Annotated in this window: 11 protein-coding genes; all 11 read left to right on the forward strand. The window is 35.0% G+C overall.

From position 1 onward, the window contains the following. Positions 1-78 precede the first annotated feature (78 nt). Entirely contained in the window at positions 79-528 is a 450-nt protein-coding gene (locus CELAL_RS18665; protein ID WP_013552449.1) for a hypothetical protein, read from the forward strand. Between the two features lie 15 nt (positions 529-543). Beyond that, complete coding sequence (locus tag CELAL_RS18670; RefSeq protein ID WP_013552450.1) at positions 544-1,902, forward strand: DUF5458 family protein; 1,359 nt, start codon at positions 544-546, stop codon at positions 1,900-1,902. Between the two features lie 158 nt (positions 1,903-2,060). After that, positions 2,061-2,450 carry a type VI secretion system tube protein TssD gene (gene tssD / locus CELAL_RS18675; RefSeq protein WP_013552451.1) on the forward strand — a complete coding sequence of 130 codons (390 nt, stop codon included), beginning with the start codon at positions 2,061-2,063 and terminating at the stop codon, positions 2,448-2,450. Between the two features lie 50 nt (positions 2,451-2,500). Continuing rightward, the gene (locus CELAL_RS18680) at positions 2,501-3,379 is read left to right on the forward strand and encodes a hypothetical protein (RefSeq protein WP_013552452.1); all 879 of its coding nucleotides are present in this window, start codon (positions 2,501-2,503) and stop codon (positions 3,377-3,379) included. Next, entirely contained in the window at positions 3,379-3,762 is a 384-nt protein-coding gene (locus CELAL_RS18685) for a hypothetical protein (RefSeq protein WP_013552453.1), read from the forward strand. Before CELAL_RS18680 ends, CELAL_RS18685 begins: the two co-directional genes overlap by 1 nt. 1,161 nt (positions 3,763-4,923) lie before the next feature. Further along, entirely contained in the window at positions 4,924-5,916 is a 993-nt protein-coding gene (locus tag CELAL_RS18690) for a DUF4138 domain-containing protein (protein WP_013552455.1), read from the forward strand. Then, positions 5,913-6,449, forward strand: a complete 537-nt coding sequence (locus CELAL_RS18695) for a conjugal transfer protein TraO (protein WP_013552456.1) — start codon at positions 5,913-5,915, stop codon at positions 6,447-6,449. The genes CELAL_RS18690 and CELAL_RS18695 overlap by 4 nt, the downstream gene beginning before the upstream one ends. Positions 6,450-6,458: 9 nt before the next feature. Then, positions 6,459-8,801 carry a DUF5011 domain-containing protein gene (locus CELAL_RS21675; protein ID WP_013552457.1) on the forward strand — a complete coding sequence of 781 codons (2,343 nt, stop codon included), beginning with the start codon at positions 6,459-6,461 and terminating at the stop codon, positions 8,799-8,801. 8 nt (positions 8,802-8,809) lie between these two features. Then, positions 8,810-11,473 (forward strand): DUF5018 domain-containing protein, encoded by a 2,664-nt coding sequence (locus tag CELAL_RS18705; protein ID WP_013552458.1) that lies wholly within the window; start codon positions 8,810-8,812, stop codon positions 11,471-11,473. 75 nt (positions 11,474-11,548) lie between these two features. Beyond that, entirely contained in the window at positions 11,549-14,485 is a 2,937-nt protein-coding gene (locus CELAL_RS21680; protein ID WP_013552459.1) for an Ig-like domain-containing protein, read from the forward strand. A gap of 35 nt (positions 14,486-14,520) precedes the next feature. After that, complete coding sequence (locus tag CELAL_RS21685; RefSeq protein WP_013552460.1) at positions 14,521-19,008, forward strand: beta strand repeat-containing protein; 4,488 nt, start codon at positions 14,521-14,523, stop codon at positions 19,006-19,008. Positions 19,009-19,076: the final 68 nt, after the last annotated feature.

Genomic DNA, 19,076 nt, shown 5'->3' on the forward strand with positions numbered 1-19,076 from the left:
TTTTTACGTTTATCTTCTATATAACTATTGTAAATAACTTTTTTTGATTAAATTTAACCAACTTAAAAAATATATAATATGGCTAGTAATTTTGGAATAGGTGCTAATGATGTTAAAGGCGATGCAAGTGAAGCTCTAAATGAAATTCCACAAAACAGAACTTTAATTGCAGGTAAATTAACTCCGAACACACCAATTAAGCCAGAAGTAATAGAAGGTTTGAGAACTGTAGAAGATATTTTTGAACATTTTAGACCAGAATTAAAAGTTCCTTTTGAAGATAAAAATGGTGGAACGATTAACGAGACTATAAAATTCAAAAATTTAGGCGATTTCGGAAAAAAAGGAATTACCAATAATAGTGTTTTCTTAAAAGAATTAGAAATTGAAAGTGATCAATATAAAAAAATCATTAAGCAATTAAAGACTAATAAAATTCTAAAATCTGCATTACAAGATCCTGAAGCTAAAGGAGCGTTAATAGATACTATTGATGCATTGATTAATGAAATTAAAAACACTAAATAATTACGAAAAGCAATTATGGCGAATACTTCACAAAACAATCAAGAGTCACACTTAAGTGATAAACCTTTTATAGATCAAATTAAAGAAAAATCAGACGGGTTAGCCAAGTTTGGTGGATTTGATTTATTAGAATCAGCTATAGATGATGTACAGAATCTAAACCCTGAACGTAAGGCTAGAAGAAAAATGTTCTTAACAGAAAATGGGAAGAAAACAGAGCGATTAGCATTACAAAAAATTCTTGAGCTTTGGTCTGAAACATTAAAATCTGGTGATGATATCTTAGATCAAGTACAATCTGCAGATGATAAGTCTAAACAATCTTTAGAACTTTTAAATAAAAATATTAAACAAGCACTTCATGAGTCTGAAGAATTAGAATCTTCTTACCGTTCAGTAGCGCTTTTCTATAAAAATACAGACTTACCTTCGTTAAAAAATGTCTCTATAGTTAATGCAGAATTAGATCAGTTAACAGATTTAGACAACACGCGTTTCTTTGATCATATTAGAGAAGAATTAGTTTCTAAATACGATAGATTAGATTTAAGAGAAAATTATTCTTTAATGGTGCTTCCAGGGTATTTAGGGTCAAAATCTGTAGTTGATAAATGGGCAAAATTAGCACATGAAAACAAAGTTACCTTGGTAACAGATTTTGCACATTTAGATGAGCCAGATGATGTTATGGAAATGTTTGAAAGTGCCAACCTAGCTAGTGGTGATATGTATTTGTCTAATACAATAATGACTTGTAATTGGTTAGTAGGTAGAGGTAAACATGCTGAAGTAGGAGAGGAAGAAGATCTACACGTAGCCCCTTCAGGAGCATTAGCCGGTAAAATATACAGAACATTAATGTCTCAAGTAACCGCTGGTAAAAAACACGGTGGACTTAGCGAGGTAGATGGGGTAGCTTTTGATCTTAGGAAAGGTGAAATTGCCAATTTAGAAAACCTTGGACTTGTTCCTATGGTAAATGAATATGGTAAAGTAATGGCTTTCTCTGCTAAGACATTATTTAATGGTGATAACTTAGGATTACAAACTTATTCTGTAGTACGTGTTTTTGATTATGTAACAAAAGTATTGATGGATTTTCTTAACCGTAGAGCTTTTGAAAATTTCAATGCTAAAACTAGAAATGAAATTCACAAACAAATAGTACAATTCTTAGACGGAATTACGGGTCCTGATAAATTGATCGAGAATTTTGAAATTAAAAAATTCGAACAAGATCCAAATCAATTAGACCGTATATTACTAGATGTACGTCTTAAGCCTTATTTTCCTGCTAAAAACTTTTTGATTAAAATGGATGGTCAAAAAGGAGATGAAGGATCTGAATGGGATACAGATTACGAACAACAATAAAATGCAATTTTAGTACGTATACCAACACCTCTAAGGCATTCTTGTTTTAGAGGTGTTGTCTTTTGAGAAATAAATCGATGTAATTTATCGACTTTTTTTTGATACTACTATATTAGAACGTACATTAACCTTTGATAATTATATTAATAACATAACCTATGTCTTTTTTAGCAAAATTAATTGTAGATGGTCAAGAATACAATGTATTACATTGTAACTATAATTTTGAACAACCCATGGATCATACCGGTAAACCTTCGGGAAAACCAAGAGGTGGTCAAATAATGATTACTATAGAATCTCAAGGAAAATCTGATCTTTTTCATTGGATGATGGAACCAGAACAAACCAAAGATGGGGCTATCATATTTTATAAGCGCGATGCATTATCACGTTTACAAGAAGTAACCTTTACCCAAGCATTTTGTGTAAGTCTTGAGGAAGAATTTGACGCTATAGATGATGTGCCTATGCAGAAAACGATTGTAATCTCTGCTACTACCATTACAATTGGTGACATGACATTTGAAAATAGTTGGGGAGAGTAAATAAATTACATGTTTTTTATAATTTAAAAAATTAATTTAATATTTTTTCCATGTCAAATTTGGAACAAGCAAAAAGACGTCTGAAGTTAAAAAGAATCTTAAGAAAGGATAATACAACTGCGACTTCTATTGATAATGACGAAGCCAAAGCGCTGAGAAATAAGGTTGCAAATGGATTGAATAAAAGTTTGAAAAAGCAAGAATTCAAGTTAAAGCAAAATTCAAATCCAAGTAATCCTTGGCGAACTGATCGTTATAATAGGTTAGATGGATACACTGGTCATGGCATTGATAAATCAAAGAAAAATAAGCTAAATTCAAATTTAGACAATACTGGGAGTTGGTGGACTAAACCTATCGATGTAAGCTTTAAAAACCCATGGCCTGAGGCGAGGTGGGATTGGTTTGATAGGATACAGAGTGGTGATTACGTTTATGGACCCAAGAGAAATGGTAACGAAGGACGGCATAGAGGAGTTAATGGAAAAATTTACACTTCTTATCAAGGAGATGAAGTAGCTGGTTGGTGGAATGGTGGTGGTACAAGTTTAAAGTCTTGGGCTCATGAACTCAATTTACTCAATCAAATAATAAAGGGAGTTCAAACAACTACTGGGACCATCGAAAGAGTTGATAAAATAACCAAAATGCATAAAAACAAAAACCACAACTCACGAATTATAAACAAAGAGATAGCTAGAGATAGTATTTTTAATTCAAGCACTGATAATGGTCAGTTATTAGAAACGCAAGATAGTATAATTAGAGATACAATATTTAGAGTGCAATATTGGAAAGATAACACACCTTATGGTGGTCCCGCTTATGATCCTCACGGAATGAATGCTGTAAAATTTGAAATTAATTTAGCAAAAGAACTTTATCCCGAATTAGATTCTGTATCCGTCAAATTAGTTAAAATTCAATAATGAAAAATTTAAATATTTATTCTCTATGTGTACTTACTATTTTAATTTTAGGTTGCAATAGAAGTTTAAAACAGCCGGCGGAAGTATATTCTTTTAATCAAAAAGACAAATCTGTAGAACTAAAACTTGAAAACGATAAGATGTACTTCATAGAAGGGGAAACTACTAAGGTTACTTTTATGATTAAAAATATAGAATTAGAAAATTTTAGTGTAATAGGCCTTGGTTTAGAAAAAATTGATGCCTTAAGTAATCAAGTAACCTACAAAATAACACCTATCAAAAAAAAAAAAGAAAATAATATTTCAATTACAGTAGTTGAACATAATGACACCAAAATTGTTTTAAAGAATAAATTTTTAATCCCAGTTCAAAGGAAATAGGGCTATTTAAAACAGAGCTTCGGCTTATGACACATTAAAGCAGTGCGATTATTAATTTAATACTAATAATATGAACATTAAGTTGTTCAGAAAAAAAAGAATAAAATAACGAAAACATTTGGCATACTAGATACTAAGACTTTTGAAGTGTTGGGCGAATCAAGTAATATGCATTATAAATTCCTGACAAGTTAAATCTAAAAGATACTCTAAAAGGATATTTGATTTATAAATCAAAATTTGATACTATTAATATAAATGAATCACATTTCATAAATTTCTATTTTCAAGAACGGATTCGATTTCACAAAATTATCAAGAATTTCTTAGATAACGTTTTGATACATTTGTACGAATATATGACAGTATAATTCAGGTATATGACATTACTTTTAATAAGAAAGGAAGTCAATTATTTGAAGAGTATGTAGTTGACTATTTTTATAAAGACCATACAAACGATAGCATTCAACTAAAAATTAGAAAGCAACATATTATGTATCGTGCTTTTATTAAATAGATTCATATAGGCCGATTATAATAAAAATTTTATTCCCACGACATAAACTCATCCGCTAATGACCGAAGATAATTTTTATGTGACATTTGTTCTTATTGCTGTGTTATTCTTAATTCTATTGACTAAAGAGTGTAATCGAAAATTCTGTATTATAAATTTTATTTTATTAATTGTATATAGTAGCATCATACTAATTTTGAGAAACTATAATTCTGAGTATGGAAAAGGCTTGGCATGGTTATTTTTTTTATTTTCAATTATTCTGTCATCAATCTTAATCTGTTATATTTTTTTAAAATTTAAAAACAAGAGTGCAAAATTTTAAGCATTCTAAATGTAAATGGTAGTTTACTATTTACAGAAAAGCCTTACTAAAATTAATAAGGTATTTTTGCTATTCTTAAAAAACTGTCTTTTGCAAGAGTTTGCCCATCTTAATCACAGCAGTTAATGCAGGGTTTTTGACATATTATTTGTATTTGGGCTAATATATTTCGACCATTATATTCATTTAATTATCTTTACGTTTTTGATTTTTGAGAAAATAGCCAATATTTTTAATCAAAACTGTACTTTTGTATATTAAATCTTGTAATAAACCGTTAGTTAGAAGGCATTGTTGTTTTACGAAAATCCTACTTATGAAGAAAAACTACTTTTTTTTAATAGTATTTTTAATTATGTGCAGCATTTCTGCTCAGGATACTGCTAAGACATTAACTATAGAAGCTAATGAGTTTACCACAGTTACGCTATTTTTTCCTTTAAGTATTGACAAAGTTATTCCTCCTGCAAGTAATTATAAATTTGAGATGGATCAAGGCAAAATGCTAGGTACCTTAAAAGCTAGAAAAGGACCAGCTAGTAACATGACTGTTATTACTACCGACGGAAAAATATTTTCAATACTCGTTAATTATTCAGAAAAACTAGATAAGTATAACTATATTATAAATGAAAATCAAGCGCTTGGTAGTAAAATACCTAAAGCTGTTGAAAATCCTATAACACAAACACCTTCTGGTGACAAAATTATGCCACCGAAAGTAACTACAACACCAGGTCCTATAGAATCACCTATTACAACTTTAGTAAATACTGCCCCAGATAAGATTGATCCAATTCCAGATGTTTCAAATAGCCTTTTAAATAAACCAAAAGAAGATCCTATTGAATACGCTAATTCTGAAAGTGATTTGTATAATTCTGATAGAGAAGAATATTACCGCATTTTTTGTGAAAACAATTACCTTCAAAAAAGTATTTTAAAAAGAAGTTTTCGTCAGAATAAAAAAATTATCGTTCGATTGAATAATATTCTAGTAGATCGTGATGAAATATATTTTATGCTTTCTTTAGAGAATACTTCTAAGAAAGATTACAATGTTAACGATCTTAGTTTTTTCATAAAAGAAAGTCAGCGGGATAACAATCCTCTAATTTTGGAACCCGTTCATACCTTTAATTTGCAAAAAATTATTGATAGAGAAAGTGACAATGAAATTGTATACGTTTTTAAAAAATTCTCTTTAGAAACAAATCAAATTTTAGAAATTGTTCTAGACGAAATTGATAGTTCTAGATTCGTACTTCTTCCCTTAGATTACAAATATTTAAACTTATTATCTAAATGAAATATTTTTTATTGCTAGTTATATTATTAGTATCAAATTTTATTCACGCACAGGCTTTTTCTAATTCCGTAATGGGTACAATCGGGAAGTTTGGAGAAGGATATGGAGGCGAAATGACCTTTAATACAAATTTAGATGAATACTCCTTTACGCAGATAGCATTAGATGTTTCGTTATCAAGTTATACGTCAGGAGAGGTCTCTATTCCGTATTCAAGTTATACCGTTTCCTATTCGTATTTTACAACACTTTATGCTACTGCAAGAAGATATAAAGTACTAAGCATTGGTGCGGGATTATTAACTGGTTATGAATTAGTTAATGGAGGAAATAATGCGTTTTCAAATATTGTTTTTTTAGATGGACAAAGTAAGTTAATCTACGGAGCAACAGTAGGAGCAGAAATAGATGTTATTATTAGCAACCGATTGTCTGTGGTAGCTAAAACTTCAGAGTTCTACCATATGAATAGTGATTTTGGTCAGTTTACAAACTTTACCGGAATAGGAATCCGTTACTACTTTTTTAGGTAAATCCAATTTATGAAGTTAAACTACAGGTATATTTTTACATTTTTAGTATCATTAGCAGTCATCATTGCATGTACAAAAGAAGTGGGACTCTATACAGAAGTAGAATTTGAAATTAGCGAAACGCACGAAGCAGACGGATTCATAAATACACCTTTAGCGACTTCAATAACCGTTACGCCAGAAGAACTGGTAGAAGGATATTCCTATTCGTATTCCTATAAAATTAATTCAGGCGAAGGATATTTTCAAGATGAAGCGGGAACTACTATTCCCGAAGGAGATAAGATTGGTTTGAGTCCATTATCAACGGCATTAAACTATATAGCCACAAAAATAGGAGATCACTCCATCACTTTTACGGCTGAAGATACTTTTGGTTTTCAGGAGCAGGTTACTGCATCTTACACTATCAGTGATGTTCCTGTAACTTGGACGGCCACAGGACCTTCAGGACAAGTACTTTTAGGTAGCTCACAAGATATTACAGTTATTTTAGGTGAAACTACAGCTACAGGAGTTACCTATGAACGTAATTATTCCTTTACACGGGGAACAGGTACTATAACTTCTTCTCCAAGTGAACCAAGTGAGACTTTAAATGAATTTGTTAGCATTACTCCAGGTACGTTTACACTAACCTATGTAGCTACCGAAATAGGACAAACAACTTTAGAATTTTTGTTAAGAGATTCAAACGGACAAGAAATTGTCCAAACGGTAAGCTTTGAGGTGGTTGATGAACTTGATACTACTGCTCCAGTAATTACTTTAATTGGAGGTGATATTTCTTTAGCGGTAGGTGAAACATATACCGATCAAGGAGCTACAGCTACGGACAATTTGGATGGTGATATTACCAATAATATTGTTATTGTTAACCCTGTAGATACAAGTGTTCCTGACACCTATATCCTAACGTATAATGTAACAGATGCAGCTGGGAACGATGCCGTACCAGTGACTAGAACAGTGACAATTACTAGTCAAGAAGAAGATAGTACTAAACCTGTAATTATTTTAATAGGCGATGATATTACCATAACAGTTGGAGATACGTATACCGATCAAGGAGCTACCGCAAATGATGATGTTGATGGAGATATCACAAGTGATATTTCAATTGTTGATCTAGTAGATACTAATGTAGCTGGCACTTATACAGTTACTTATAATGTAACGGATGCAGCAGGTAATGAAGCTACGGAAGTTACGAGAACAGTTATAGTTTCTGATGCTCCAGACACAACCGCTCCAATAATTACCAGAAACGGACCTGCGTCTATTTCCTTGACAGTCGGAGATACATACAGTGATGCAGGTGCTACTGCTTTAGATGATATAGATGGCGATATCACAGGTGACATCTCAAGTGTTGATCTTGTAGATCCTAATATAGCAGGCACTTATACAGTAACTTATAATGTTTCTGATGCAGCAGGTAATGATGCTACAGAAGTGACAAGAACAGTTATTGTTTCTCCTGCTCCAGACACAACCGCTCCTGTAATTACCAGAAACGGACCTGCGTCTATTTCCTTGACAGTCGGAGATACATACAGTGATGCAGGTGCTACTGCTTTAGATGATATAGATGGCGATATTACCAGTGGAATCAATGTTATTGATCCTGTCGACCCTAATGTTGCAGGTACTTATACAGTTACTTACAATGTTACAGATGCGGCAGGTAATGATGCTACGGAAGTAACAAGAACAGTTATTGTTTCTCCTCAGTCAATAATTTTACCAACAGTTAATGCTGGTGCTAATCAAATAATTACGTTACCAGCAAACTCAGTGATATTGGCAGGATCTGCTACTGATGCAGACGGAATATCAAATTATTCTTGGACTAAAACAAGTGGAGGTGCAGCTACAATTGTTACACCAACTGCAGCGACAACTTCTGTAAACGATTTATTGGAAGGCACTTACACCTTTAGGCTTACGGCAACTGATAATTTAGGTAGCGAAAACTTCGCTGAAGTGGAAGTGATTGTCAATCCACAACCCATAACTTCAGTCACGTTTGATCTTGCCACAGGAGAATATACTGCTCCTGCAGGTTCTATAGTTACTGTTATTTTATATTCGGAAGGTTCGGAAAAGGGTAACGCTAGTGTAGACGTACATACTTTATCTCTTAATACAGCTTGGAACGAAAACGAAGGTGAGGCTTTTGTTGAAATTGAGGAAGGAGATTTTATTATGCCCTTATCGGGTGTTGTTTTTTTTACTGGTAATCATTTAGAGATATTAGGTAGTTCAGAATCATATGTAACTATTAATAATAATGAAGGACCTACGATGTATTTCTCTCTGGCAATGGGCCTTTCGATGCCACAAGATTAAAAAAAAAAATGAAAATCACAACTAAATATATATTAGGTTTAATTGCTATTTTAGCAGTCATCATTGCGTGTACCAAAGAAGTGGGACTATACACTGAAGTAGAATTTGAAATTTCAGAAACTCATGTGGCAAATGGTTTTATCAATACACCGCTAGCGACTTCTATTACCGTTACACCAGAAGAACTAGTGGAAGGATATTCGTATTCCTTTTCGTATAAGATTAATACAGGCGAGGGATATTTTCAAGATGAAACGGGAAATACTATTCCCGAAGGAGATAAGATTGGTTTGAATCCATTATCAGCGACATTAAATTATATTGCTACAAAAATAGGAGATCACTCCATCACTTTTACCGCAGAAGATACTTTTGGTTTTCAGGAGCAGGTTACTGCATCTTACACTATCAGTGATGTTCCTGTTTCTTGGACTGCTACAGGACCTACGGGACAAGTTTTATTAGGTACATCACAAGATATCTCTGTTACTTTAGGGAATGAAACTACTGCAACAGGAGTTACGTATGAACGGAATTATTCCTTTACAGAAGGAACAGGTACAATAACTTCTTCTCCAAGAGGAACAAGCGAAACTTTAAATGAATTTGTTAGTATTACACCAGGGGCATATGCTTTAGAATATGTATCTACCGAATTAGGGCAGACCACGCTAGAGTTTTTATTGAAAGATTCAAACGGACAAGAAATAGTCCAAACCGTAAGTTTTGAAGTTGTAGATGAACTTTCTACAGAAAAAGAAATTACTTCCTTTATAGTAAACGGAGTAGTAGGTACTATTAGTGGAACTACCATCGATGTTGTTCTTCCAGAAGGAACAGATGTAACAGCCTTAGCACCAGTAATTACACACACAGGAGCAAGTATTTCGCCAGAATCAGAAACAAGTCAAGATTTTTCGAATCCTGTAATCTATACCGTTGCTGCTCAAGATCAAACGATACAAGAATATACCGTTACTTTAACTGTCGAAGGAAATGAAGCCAAAGATATCACTGATTTTGCAATTGATGGTGTTGATGGAATTATTACAGGAACCAATATTTCCGTAACCTTACCAGCAGGAACAGATGTTACCTCATTAAGTTCTACGGTAACTCATACTGGTGCTTCTGTAAACCCTACTTCTGGAGTAGCGCAAGACTTTACAAGCCCTGTGGAGTATACCGTTACCGCAGCAGATGGAACTACTAAAGTGTATACTGTTACGGTGAGTTTAGCCCCAGCTCTTAGTAGTGATAATAACATTACATCATTTAGTATTGATGGAGTTGCTGGCGTCATTTCAGGAACAACAATTACCGTAACACTTCCTGCAGGAACAGATGTAAGTAGTCTAACGCCTGCTATAATTCATACTGGTAATACGGTAAATCCAGATACTGGAATAGCTCAAGATTTTACAAACCCGATTACTTATACGGTGACAGCTGCTAACTTAGATACTCAAGAATACTCGGTAACGGTTATTATGCCTACCCTTAGTGATACGAAGGATATTACATCATTTAGTATTGATGGAGTTGCTGGTGTTATTTCCGGAACAACAATTACGGTGACACTTCCTGCAGGAACAGATGTAAGCAGTTTAACGCCTGCTATAAATGATAATGGAAATACAGTAAATCCAAATACAGGAGTAGCTCAAGATTTTACAAATCCTGTAGAATACACTGTTACCGCAGCAGATACTACGACTAAAACATATACTGTTACGGCTATTATTTCAGCTGCTGTTAACATAGATCCTGTAGCTATTGATGACAACTTTACAGTAATAGAAAATTCTCCAAATAACACATTAGATGTTCTTGATAATGATAGTGATCCTGATGGAACTGTTTTAACTATTGTAGCTCTAGAAACACCTATAAATGGTAGCGCAACGATTGCACCTGGAGGACAATCAATATTATATACGGCTACCACAGGAAATGATAGATTTGACTATACCATTGAAGATGAAGATGGAGCTACTACTATGGGTACCATTGATGTTAATGTAGTTCCAAATGAAAATCCTACAGTAGAAATTGACGATTTAATTTTAATACCTAATGGGAATTTTCCTAAAACGATAAGTTTTGCGGTGGCTAATTCAAATGACACTGATGGAACCATTGAAAATTATGAATGGAATTTTGGTGATCCTAGTTCTACAGGAAATATAATAAACAATACAGATTCAAACGCTACCTCACATACTTTCAATAGTGCTGGCACCTATAATATCGTTTTAACAGTCACTGATAATCTCGGAGCTACAGGGTCTGATACTGTTCGAATTACTCTAGAAGAACCATTAGCGCCAGATTTTACTTTTACAGCTAACACTTACCAACCACAACCTATAGATGGTCATACAAAAGGAGGTCCAATTGAATTATATTTTAGTATAAATCCTAATGCTGCTTTAGATGGAGGAAATTATATTATGACCATGGAAACAGGAAAAGCAACCTTAAAGATAAATGGATCAACCTATAGAGAAGTTATTAATATTCCTATGACTACGACTCCTGTTATAGGACCCTTTACAGATTTATTATTTAACAATGAAGTTACTGTTACATTTAGGGTTATTGAAATGATTAGCGGAATTGAAAAAACTAGAACTTTATTTTTCACCTATTGTGATGGTTTGTGTCCATAATTATTTTACAGCGTATCAACCTAAATATAAACCATCCTTTTCAATAATTTAAATATTGAAATAATATAAACACCCATGAAAAAAACCTACAAATATACATTCGGATTTTTAGCAATACTAGCTTTAATCATAGCCTGTACCAAAGACGTTGGACTTTATACTGAAGTGGAATTTGAAATTTCAGAAACTCATGTGGCAGATGGCTTTATTAATACACCGCTAGCTACTTCTATTACGGTTACGCCAGAGGAACTCGTGGAAGGGTATTCTTATTCCTATTCTTATAAAATTAATACAGGTGAAGGGTATTTTCAAGATGAATCCGGGGCTACTATTGCACAAGGAGATAAAATAGGTTTGAATCCATTATCAGCCTCACTAAATTATATTGCCACAAAAATAGGCGATCACTCAATTACTTTTACCGCTGAAGATACTTTTGGCTTTCAGGAGCAGGTTACTGCATCTTATGTTATTAGTGATGTTCCTGTTTCTTGGACGGCCACAGGACCCACAGGCCAAGTACTTTTAGGTAGCTCACAAGATATTACGGTTACTTTAGGAAGTGAAACTACAGGCGCAGGAGTTACGTATGAACGAAATTATTCTTTTACTCAAGGAACAGGTACAATAACATCTTCTCCTAGTGGAACGAGTGAAATTTTGAATGAATTTGTTAGTATTACACCTGGAACGTATGCCTTAACCTATGTAGCTACAGAATTAGGACAAACAACTTTAGAGTTTTTATTGAAAGATTCAAACGGACAAGAAATAGTTCAAACCATAAGTTTTGAAGTGGTTAATGAGCTTTCTACCGTAAAAGAAATTACTTCATTTATAGTAAATGGAGTAGAAGGTACCATAGTTGGAACGGATATTACTATAGAACTTCCTGAAGGAACTGACTTAACTACATTGTCACCAGTTATTATTCATACAGGAGCAAGTATCTCACCAGAATCAGAAACAAGTCAAGACTTTACGAATCCAGTAAGTTATACTGTTACGGCTCAAGATCAAACGATACAAGAATATACTGTTACGTTAACTGTCGAAGGAAATGAAGCCAAAGATATCACTGATTTTGCAATTGATGGAGTTGATGGAATTATTACAGGAACCAATATTTCCGTAACCTTACCAGCAGGAACAGATGTTACCGCATTAAGTCCCACTATAGTGCATGAAGGGATCTCAATCAATCCTGCATCAGGTGTAGCCAAAGATTTTACAAGTCCTGTTGAGTATACGGTTACCGCTGCTGATGGAACTACTCAAGTGTATACCGTTACAGTAAGTTTAGCTCCAACTCTTAGTAGTGATAAAGATATCACCACATTTACTATTGACGGAGTAGTGGTGAACAATCCTGTAACAGCATTTACAATTACCCTCCCTGCAGGAACAGATGTTACCACATTAAGTCCTACTATAATGCATGAAGGAAGCTCAATCAATCCCGATTCGGGAGTAATCCAAAATTTTACAAGTCCTGTTGAGTATACGGTTACTGCTGCTGATGGCACTACACAAGTGTATACAGTTACAGTCAGTTTAGCCCTAGCCCTTAGTGATGAGAAAAACATTACTACTTTTACAATTGATGGAGAAGTCGTGAATAATCCTGTATCAGCATTTACGATTACGCTTCCCGCAGGAACGGATGTTACAGCATTAAGCCCTACTTTAACCCATACTGGTGCTTCTGTAAATCCTGCTTCGGCTGTAGCACAAAACTTTACAAGTCCTGTAGAATATACTGTTACCGCAGCAGATGGGACTACTAAAACGTATACCGTTACGGTGAGTTTAGCACCAGCTCTTAGCAGTGATAAAGACATTACCTCATTTACTATGGATGGAGAAACGGTGAACGATCCTGCAACAGCATTTACCATTACACTTCCTGCAGGAACAGATGTTACCGCATTAAGTCCTAATATAGTGCATGAAGGGAACACAATCGATCCTGCTTCTGGAGTAGCACAAGACTTTTCTAGTTCTGTGGGTTATACGGTTACTGCTGCTGATGGAAGTACTCAAGTCTATACGGTTACGGTGAATTTAGCAGCTCCTGTTAACGAAGCGCCAATAGCCCAGGCGGATATATTTACAGTAATTGAAAATTCCTCAAATAATACATTAGATGTTCTTAATAATGATAGTGATGCTGATGGAACCGTTTTAACTATTATAGCGGTAGATACACCTATAAATGGTAGCGCAACAATTGCTCCTGGAGGGCAATCTATACTTTATAACGCGACTACTGGGAATGATAGATTTGACTATACGATTGAAGATGAAGATGGAGCTACTACAATGGCTACCATAGATATTAATGTAGTGCCAAATCAAAACCCTACTGTAGAAATAACAGATAGAATTTTGATTCCAACAACAGATTACCCTAGAACGGTAACTTTTAATGTAGCAAGTTCTAATGATACTGACGGAACCATTGAAAATTATGAATGGAATTTTGGTGATATTGGATCGACAGGAAATATAATAAATAATACAAGTCCAACTGCTACATCACATACTTTTGATGATCCAGGGCCATATGATGTTGTATTAACTGTTACAGATGACCTAGGAGGTACTGGATTTGATACCGTAGAAATAGTTTTGGAACCGGTTCAAGAGCCTGGCTATACATTTAGTATTGACCCAATTCCTGATCCAGTAACGACTTTTACGCAAGATATAACTTTTAGAATAATACCAAATGCCGCGGCAATAGCACAGGGAATAGAATTTACTATGCGTTATGAAGATAGATCTGGTCTCGCTAATATTACTTTTATTGAGTATGATAATCAAGATCATATTGTCGGCAGTAGTTTTATTGTTAATTCGGGAACTACATCTGGTATACTTCAGGGACCTTTTACTGAATGTAACGATATAGAATTTGAATTTATAGTCTCTACAAACCTTGTATTACCAGATCAAACGAAAACAGTTAGTTTTTTAATTAATACTGGATTTGCAGCTTGTCCATAAATTTGAATATTACTATTCCACGATAAGTATATTATATGAAAATCACAACTAAATATATACTAGCCTCAATTGCTCTACTAGCTTTAATCATAGCCTGTACCAAAGAGGTAGGCTTATACACAGAAGTAGAATTTGAAATTACAGAGGAACATGAGGTTGATGGATTTATTAATAATCCATTAGCGACTTTCTTGACGGTGACTCCTGAGGAATTATTAGAAGATCTTAGTTATTCTTTTTCGTATAAAATAAATTCTGGAGCGGGGTATTTTGAAGCTGTTGACGGAACTATAATTCAAGAAGGAGAAAAAGTTTCTTTTAATCCACTTTCTGCTTCATTAGATTATATTCCAACTTCGATAGGAGATCATTCGGTAACTTTTACCGCATCAGATACTTTTGGTTTTACAGAAGAAATTACCCTTACCTATACCATTACGAATATTCCAGTTACGTGGACAGCCGAAGGACCTACGGGGCCAGTACTACTAGGAAGTTCTCAAAGTATTACAGTGACCTTAGGAAATGAAGCGGCAATAACAGGAGCAACCTACCAAAGAAATTATTCGTTCTCTGAAGGCTCAGGGAATTTATATACCGCGGCTCCTGAAAGCAATACTATTGCGGTGAATGATTTTGTAAGCATTGCACCAGGAACCTATCAATTAGAATATATCTCTAATGAATTAGGGGTTACAACGATTGAGTTCTTATTAAGAGATAGTAACGAACAAGAATTAATAGCTACCGTTAGTTTTGAAGTGGTTGATAAACTTTCTACTGAAAAAGAAATTACTTCATTTATAGTAAATGGAATAGCAGGGACTATCACAGGAACTACTATCGATGTGGTACTTCCTGAAGGAACTGATTTAACAGCCTTAGCTCCTATAATTATACATACTGGAGCAAGTATTTCGCCTGAATCAGAAATAAATCAAGATTTTTCGAATCCTGTAATTTATACCGTTACCGCTCAAGATGAAACCATACAAGCTTATACTGTGAATTGTAGTAGTAATATTTCTGTAGCTAGTGTAGCGATAGCTCCAAATCCTGTAACTATTAATATAGGGGAAACAGAAAATTTAAGTGCTGCAACTACTCCTACAAATGCTACCAATCAAAATGTAACATGGAGCTCTAGTGATGATGCTATCGCATCCGTAAGTGCTACGGGTATAGTAACAGGAAATGCAATAGGAACTGCAACTATTACAGTAACTACGGAAGATGGCGGATTTACAGCTACTTCGGCTATAACCGTTCAAGCGGCAACCTTTGCTGTTACGGGAATAACGGTTGATCCAACAGCGATAACCATCACGAATGGAAGTACCACAACATTAAATGAAACTATTGCTCCTGCTAATGCAACGAATCAAAATGTAACATGGAGCTCTAGTGATGATGCTATTGCATCCGTAAGTGCTACGGGTGTGGTAACAGGAAATGCCATAGGAACTGCAACTATTACAGTAACTTCGGAAGATGGCGACTTTACAGCAACCTCTACCATAACCGTTCAAGCGGCAACTTTTGCTGTAACAGGCATAACGGTTGATCCAACAGCGATAACCATTACGAATGGCAGTACCACAACATTAAATGAAACTATCGCTCCTGCTAATGCAACGAATCAAAATGTAACATGGTCTTCTAGTGATGATGCTATTGCATCCGTGAGTGCTACGGGTGTAGTAACAGGAAACGCCATAGGAACTGCAACAATCACAGTAGCTACGGAAGATGGAGGATTTACGGCAACCTCTACCATAACCGTTCAAGCGGCAACTTTTGCTGTTACGGGAATAACGGTTGATCCAACAGCGATAACCATTACGAATGGAAGTACCACAACATTAAATGAAACTATTGCTCCTGCTAATGCTACCAATCAAAATGTGACATGGAGCTCTAGTGATGATGCTATTGCATCCGTGAGTGCTACGGGTGTAGTAACAGGAAATGCAATAGGAACTGCAACAATCACAGTAACCACTGAAGATGGAGGATTTACGGCAACCTCTACCATAACCGTTCAAGCGGCAACTTTTGCTGTTACGGGAATAACGGTTGATCCAACAGCGATCACCATTACCAATGGAAGTACCACAACATTAAATGAAACTATTGCTCCTGCTAATGCAACGAATCAAAATGTAACTTGGAGTTCTGATAATACTAGTGTGGCTACTGTCAATACTAGTGGATTAGTAACTAGTGTAGGTGTTGGAGAAGCCAAAATTACAGTAACCACGGAAGATGGCGGATTTACAGCTACTTCGGCTATAACCGTTCAAACGGCAACCTTTGCTGTTACGGGAATAACGGTTGATCCAACAGCGATAACCATTACGAATGGAAGCACCACAACATTAACGGAAACTATTGCTCCTGCTAATGCAACGAATCAAAATGTAACATGGAGTTCGGATAATACTAGCGTGGCTACTGTCAATGCTAGTGGATTAGTAACTAGTGTAGGAGTAGGAGAAGCCAAAATTACAGTAACCACTGAAGATGGTGGATTTACAGCAACTTCTTTAGTAACTGTAGAAGCTGCTGCTATAGCTGTGACAAGTGTTTCTATTTCTCCAACATCAATCACCATTACAAATGGAAGTACCACAACATTAACAGGAACTATTGCTCCTGCTAATGCAACGAACCAAAATGTAACTTGGAGTTCTGATAATACTAGTGTGGCTACTGTGAATACTAGCGGAGTAGTTACTAGCGTAGGTGTTGGAGAAGCCAAAATTACGGTAACCACTCAAGATGGCGGATTTACAGCTACTTCTTTAGTAACTGTAGAAGATGATTCTATAGCTGTAACTAGTGTTTCTATTTCTCCAACAGCGATAACCATTACAAATGGAAGTACCACTACATTAACAGGAACTATTGCTCCTACTAATGCAACGAATCAAAATGTGACTTGGTCTTCTAGTAACACATCCTTAGCAACAGTGAATGCCACAGGCCTGGTGACAGGAGTAGGTGTGGGATCCGCTATTATTACAATTACTACTGAAGATGGTAATTTTTTCGCCAATTCTTTAATTACTGTAAATACTCCTCCTATTCCCGTAACAAGTGTTAGTGTTGATCCATTATCGATAATGATAACAGAAGGAAATACAACAATGTTAAACGAAATTATTTTACCTGCAAATGCTACTGATAAAGATGTAACTTGGAGTTCAGATGATATAACTGTAGCAATTGTTGATGCAAGCGGCGTAGTAACTGGAGTTGGAGTTGGAACAGCAATTATTACGGTAACTACAGATGATGGAAATAAAACAGCTACGTCAAACATAACCGTGGAGGCTATTACTGTAACATTACCAAATGTTACAGTTGGTATAAATCAGATAATTACATTACCTACAAACTCAGTCACGTTAACAGGATCTGCTACCGATTCGGATGGAATAGCTACTTACACATGGACTAAGATAAGTGGAGGCGGATCTACAATTGTTACGCCAACTGCAGCGTCAACTTTAGTTACAGGTTTGCTGGAAGGGACTTATATCTTTAGACTTACAGCAACCGATAATTTAGGAAGTGAAAACTTCGCAGAAGTAGAAGTTATTGTTAATCCTGCGCCTATAACTTTACCAACCGTTAATGCTGGTTCAAATCAAACAATTACATTACCAACAAACTCAGTGATGTTGGCAGGATCTGCTACTGATGCAGATGGAATATCAACTTACGCTTGGACTAAAATAAATGGAGGTATAGCTACAATTGTAACACCTTCTGATGCATCAACTTCAATAACGAGTTTGGTTGCAGGTGCTTATATCTTTAGACTTACAGCAACCGATAATTTAGGAAGTGAAAACTTCGCAGAAGTAGAAGTTATTGTTAATCCTGCACCAATAACTTTACCAACTGTTAATGCTGGTTCAAATCAAACAATTACACTACCAACAAATTCTGTGATGTTGGTAGGATCTGCTACTGATGCAGACGGAATATCAACTTACGCTTGGACTAAAATAAGTGGAGGTATAGCTACAATTGTAACACCTTCTGCTGAATCAACTTCAATAACGGGTTTGATTGCAGGCACCTATACATTTAGACTTACAGCAACTGATAATTTAGGTAGTCAAAATTTTGCTGAAGTGGATGTAATTGTTAAACCACAACCGGCACCCTCAGTTACATTTGATCCAACAACGGGTGTTTATACTGCACCTGCTGGATCGACGGTTACTGTAAATTTGACAACACAGGGTGTGGGCAAAGGCAATGCATGGGTTAATATAGTAGAGATTAGTTCAAATATTAATACAAGCTGGAATGGCTTAGAAGATGAAATGTTTCTAGAAAGTGATACAGATTCTTTCATTATGCCTGCTTCTGGTGTTGTAACTTTTGAAGGAAATCATTTTGATACATTTAATCTTTCATTTGGTTCTTCCTCTGTTGAAATTTTTAATAATCAAGGAGGACCAGCAATTGGTTTCAATATGGACCGCAATATTGCAATGCCTCAATAATAATAATAATAATAATAATAATACATTTTTAAAGCTACTATTGATGTTCTAATAAAGATATTAAACTC

This window comes from Cellulophaga algicola DSM 14237, assembly GCF_000186265.1.
Taxonomy (GTDB): Bacteria; Bacteroidota; Bacteroidia; order Flavobacteriales; family Flavobacteriaceae; genus Cellulophaga; species Cellulophaga algicola.

What these genes read in the sequence shown, in the direction of transcription:
- CELAL_RS18680 (WP_013552452.1), top strand. Translation starts at nt 2,501, where the DNA reads ATGTCAAATTTGGAACAAGCAAAAAGACGTCTGAAGTTAAAAAGAATC.
- CELAL_RS18695 (WP_013552456.1), top strand. Translation starts at nt 5,913, where the DNA reads ATGAAATATTTTTTATTGCTAGTTATATTATTAGTATCAAATTTTATT.
- CELAL_RS18705 (WP_013552458.1), top strand. Translation starts at nt 8,810, where the DNA reads ATGAAAATCACAACTAAATATATATTAGGTTTAATTGCTATTTTAGCA.
- CELAL_RS18665 (WP_013552449.1), top strand. Translation starts at nt 79, where the DNA reads ATGGCTAGTAATTTTGGAATAGGTGCTAATGATGTTAAAGGCGATGCA.
- CELAL_RS21685 (WP_013552460.1), top strand. Translation starts at nt 14,521, where the DNA reads ATGAAAATCACAACTAAATATATACTAGCCTCAATTGCTCTACTAGCT.
- CELAL_RS18670 (WP_013552450.1), top strand. Translation starts at nt 544, where the DNA reads ATGGCGAATACTTCACAAAACAATCAAGAGTCACACTTAAGTGATAAA.
- CELAL_RS21680 (WP_013552459.1), top strand. Translation starts at nt 11,549, where the DNA reads ATGAAAAAAACCTACAAATATACATTCGGATTTTTAGCAATACTAGCT.
- CELAL_RS18685 (WP_013552453.1), top strand. Translation starts at nt 3,379, where the DNA reads ATGAAAAATTTAAATATTTATTCTCTATGTGTACTTACTATTTTAATT.
- tssD (WP_013552451.1), top strand. Translation starts at nt 2,061, where the DNA reads ATGTCTTTTTTAGCAAAATTAATTGTAGATGGTCAAGAATACAATGTA.
- CELAL_RS21675 (WP_013552457.1), top strand. Translation starts at nt 6,459, where the DNA reads ATGAAGTTAAACTACAGGTATATTTTTACATTTTTAGTATCATTAGCA.
- CELAL_RS18690 (WP_013552455.1), top strand. Translation starts at nt 4,924, where the DNA reads ATGAAGAAAAACTACTTTTTTTTAATAGTATTTTTAATTATGTGCAGC.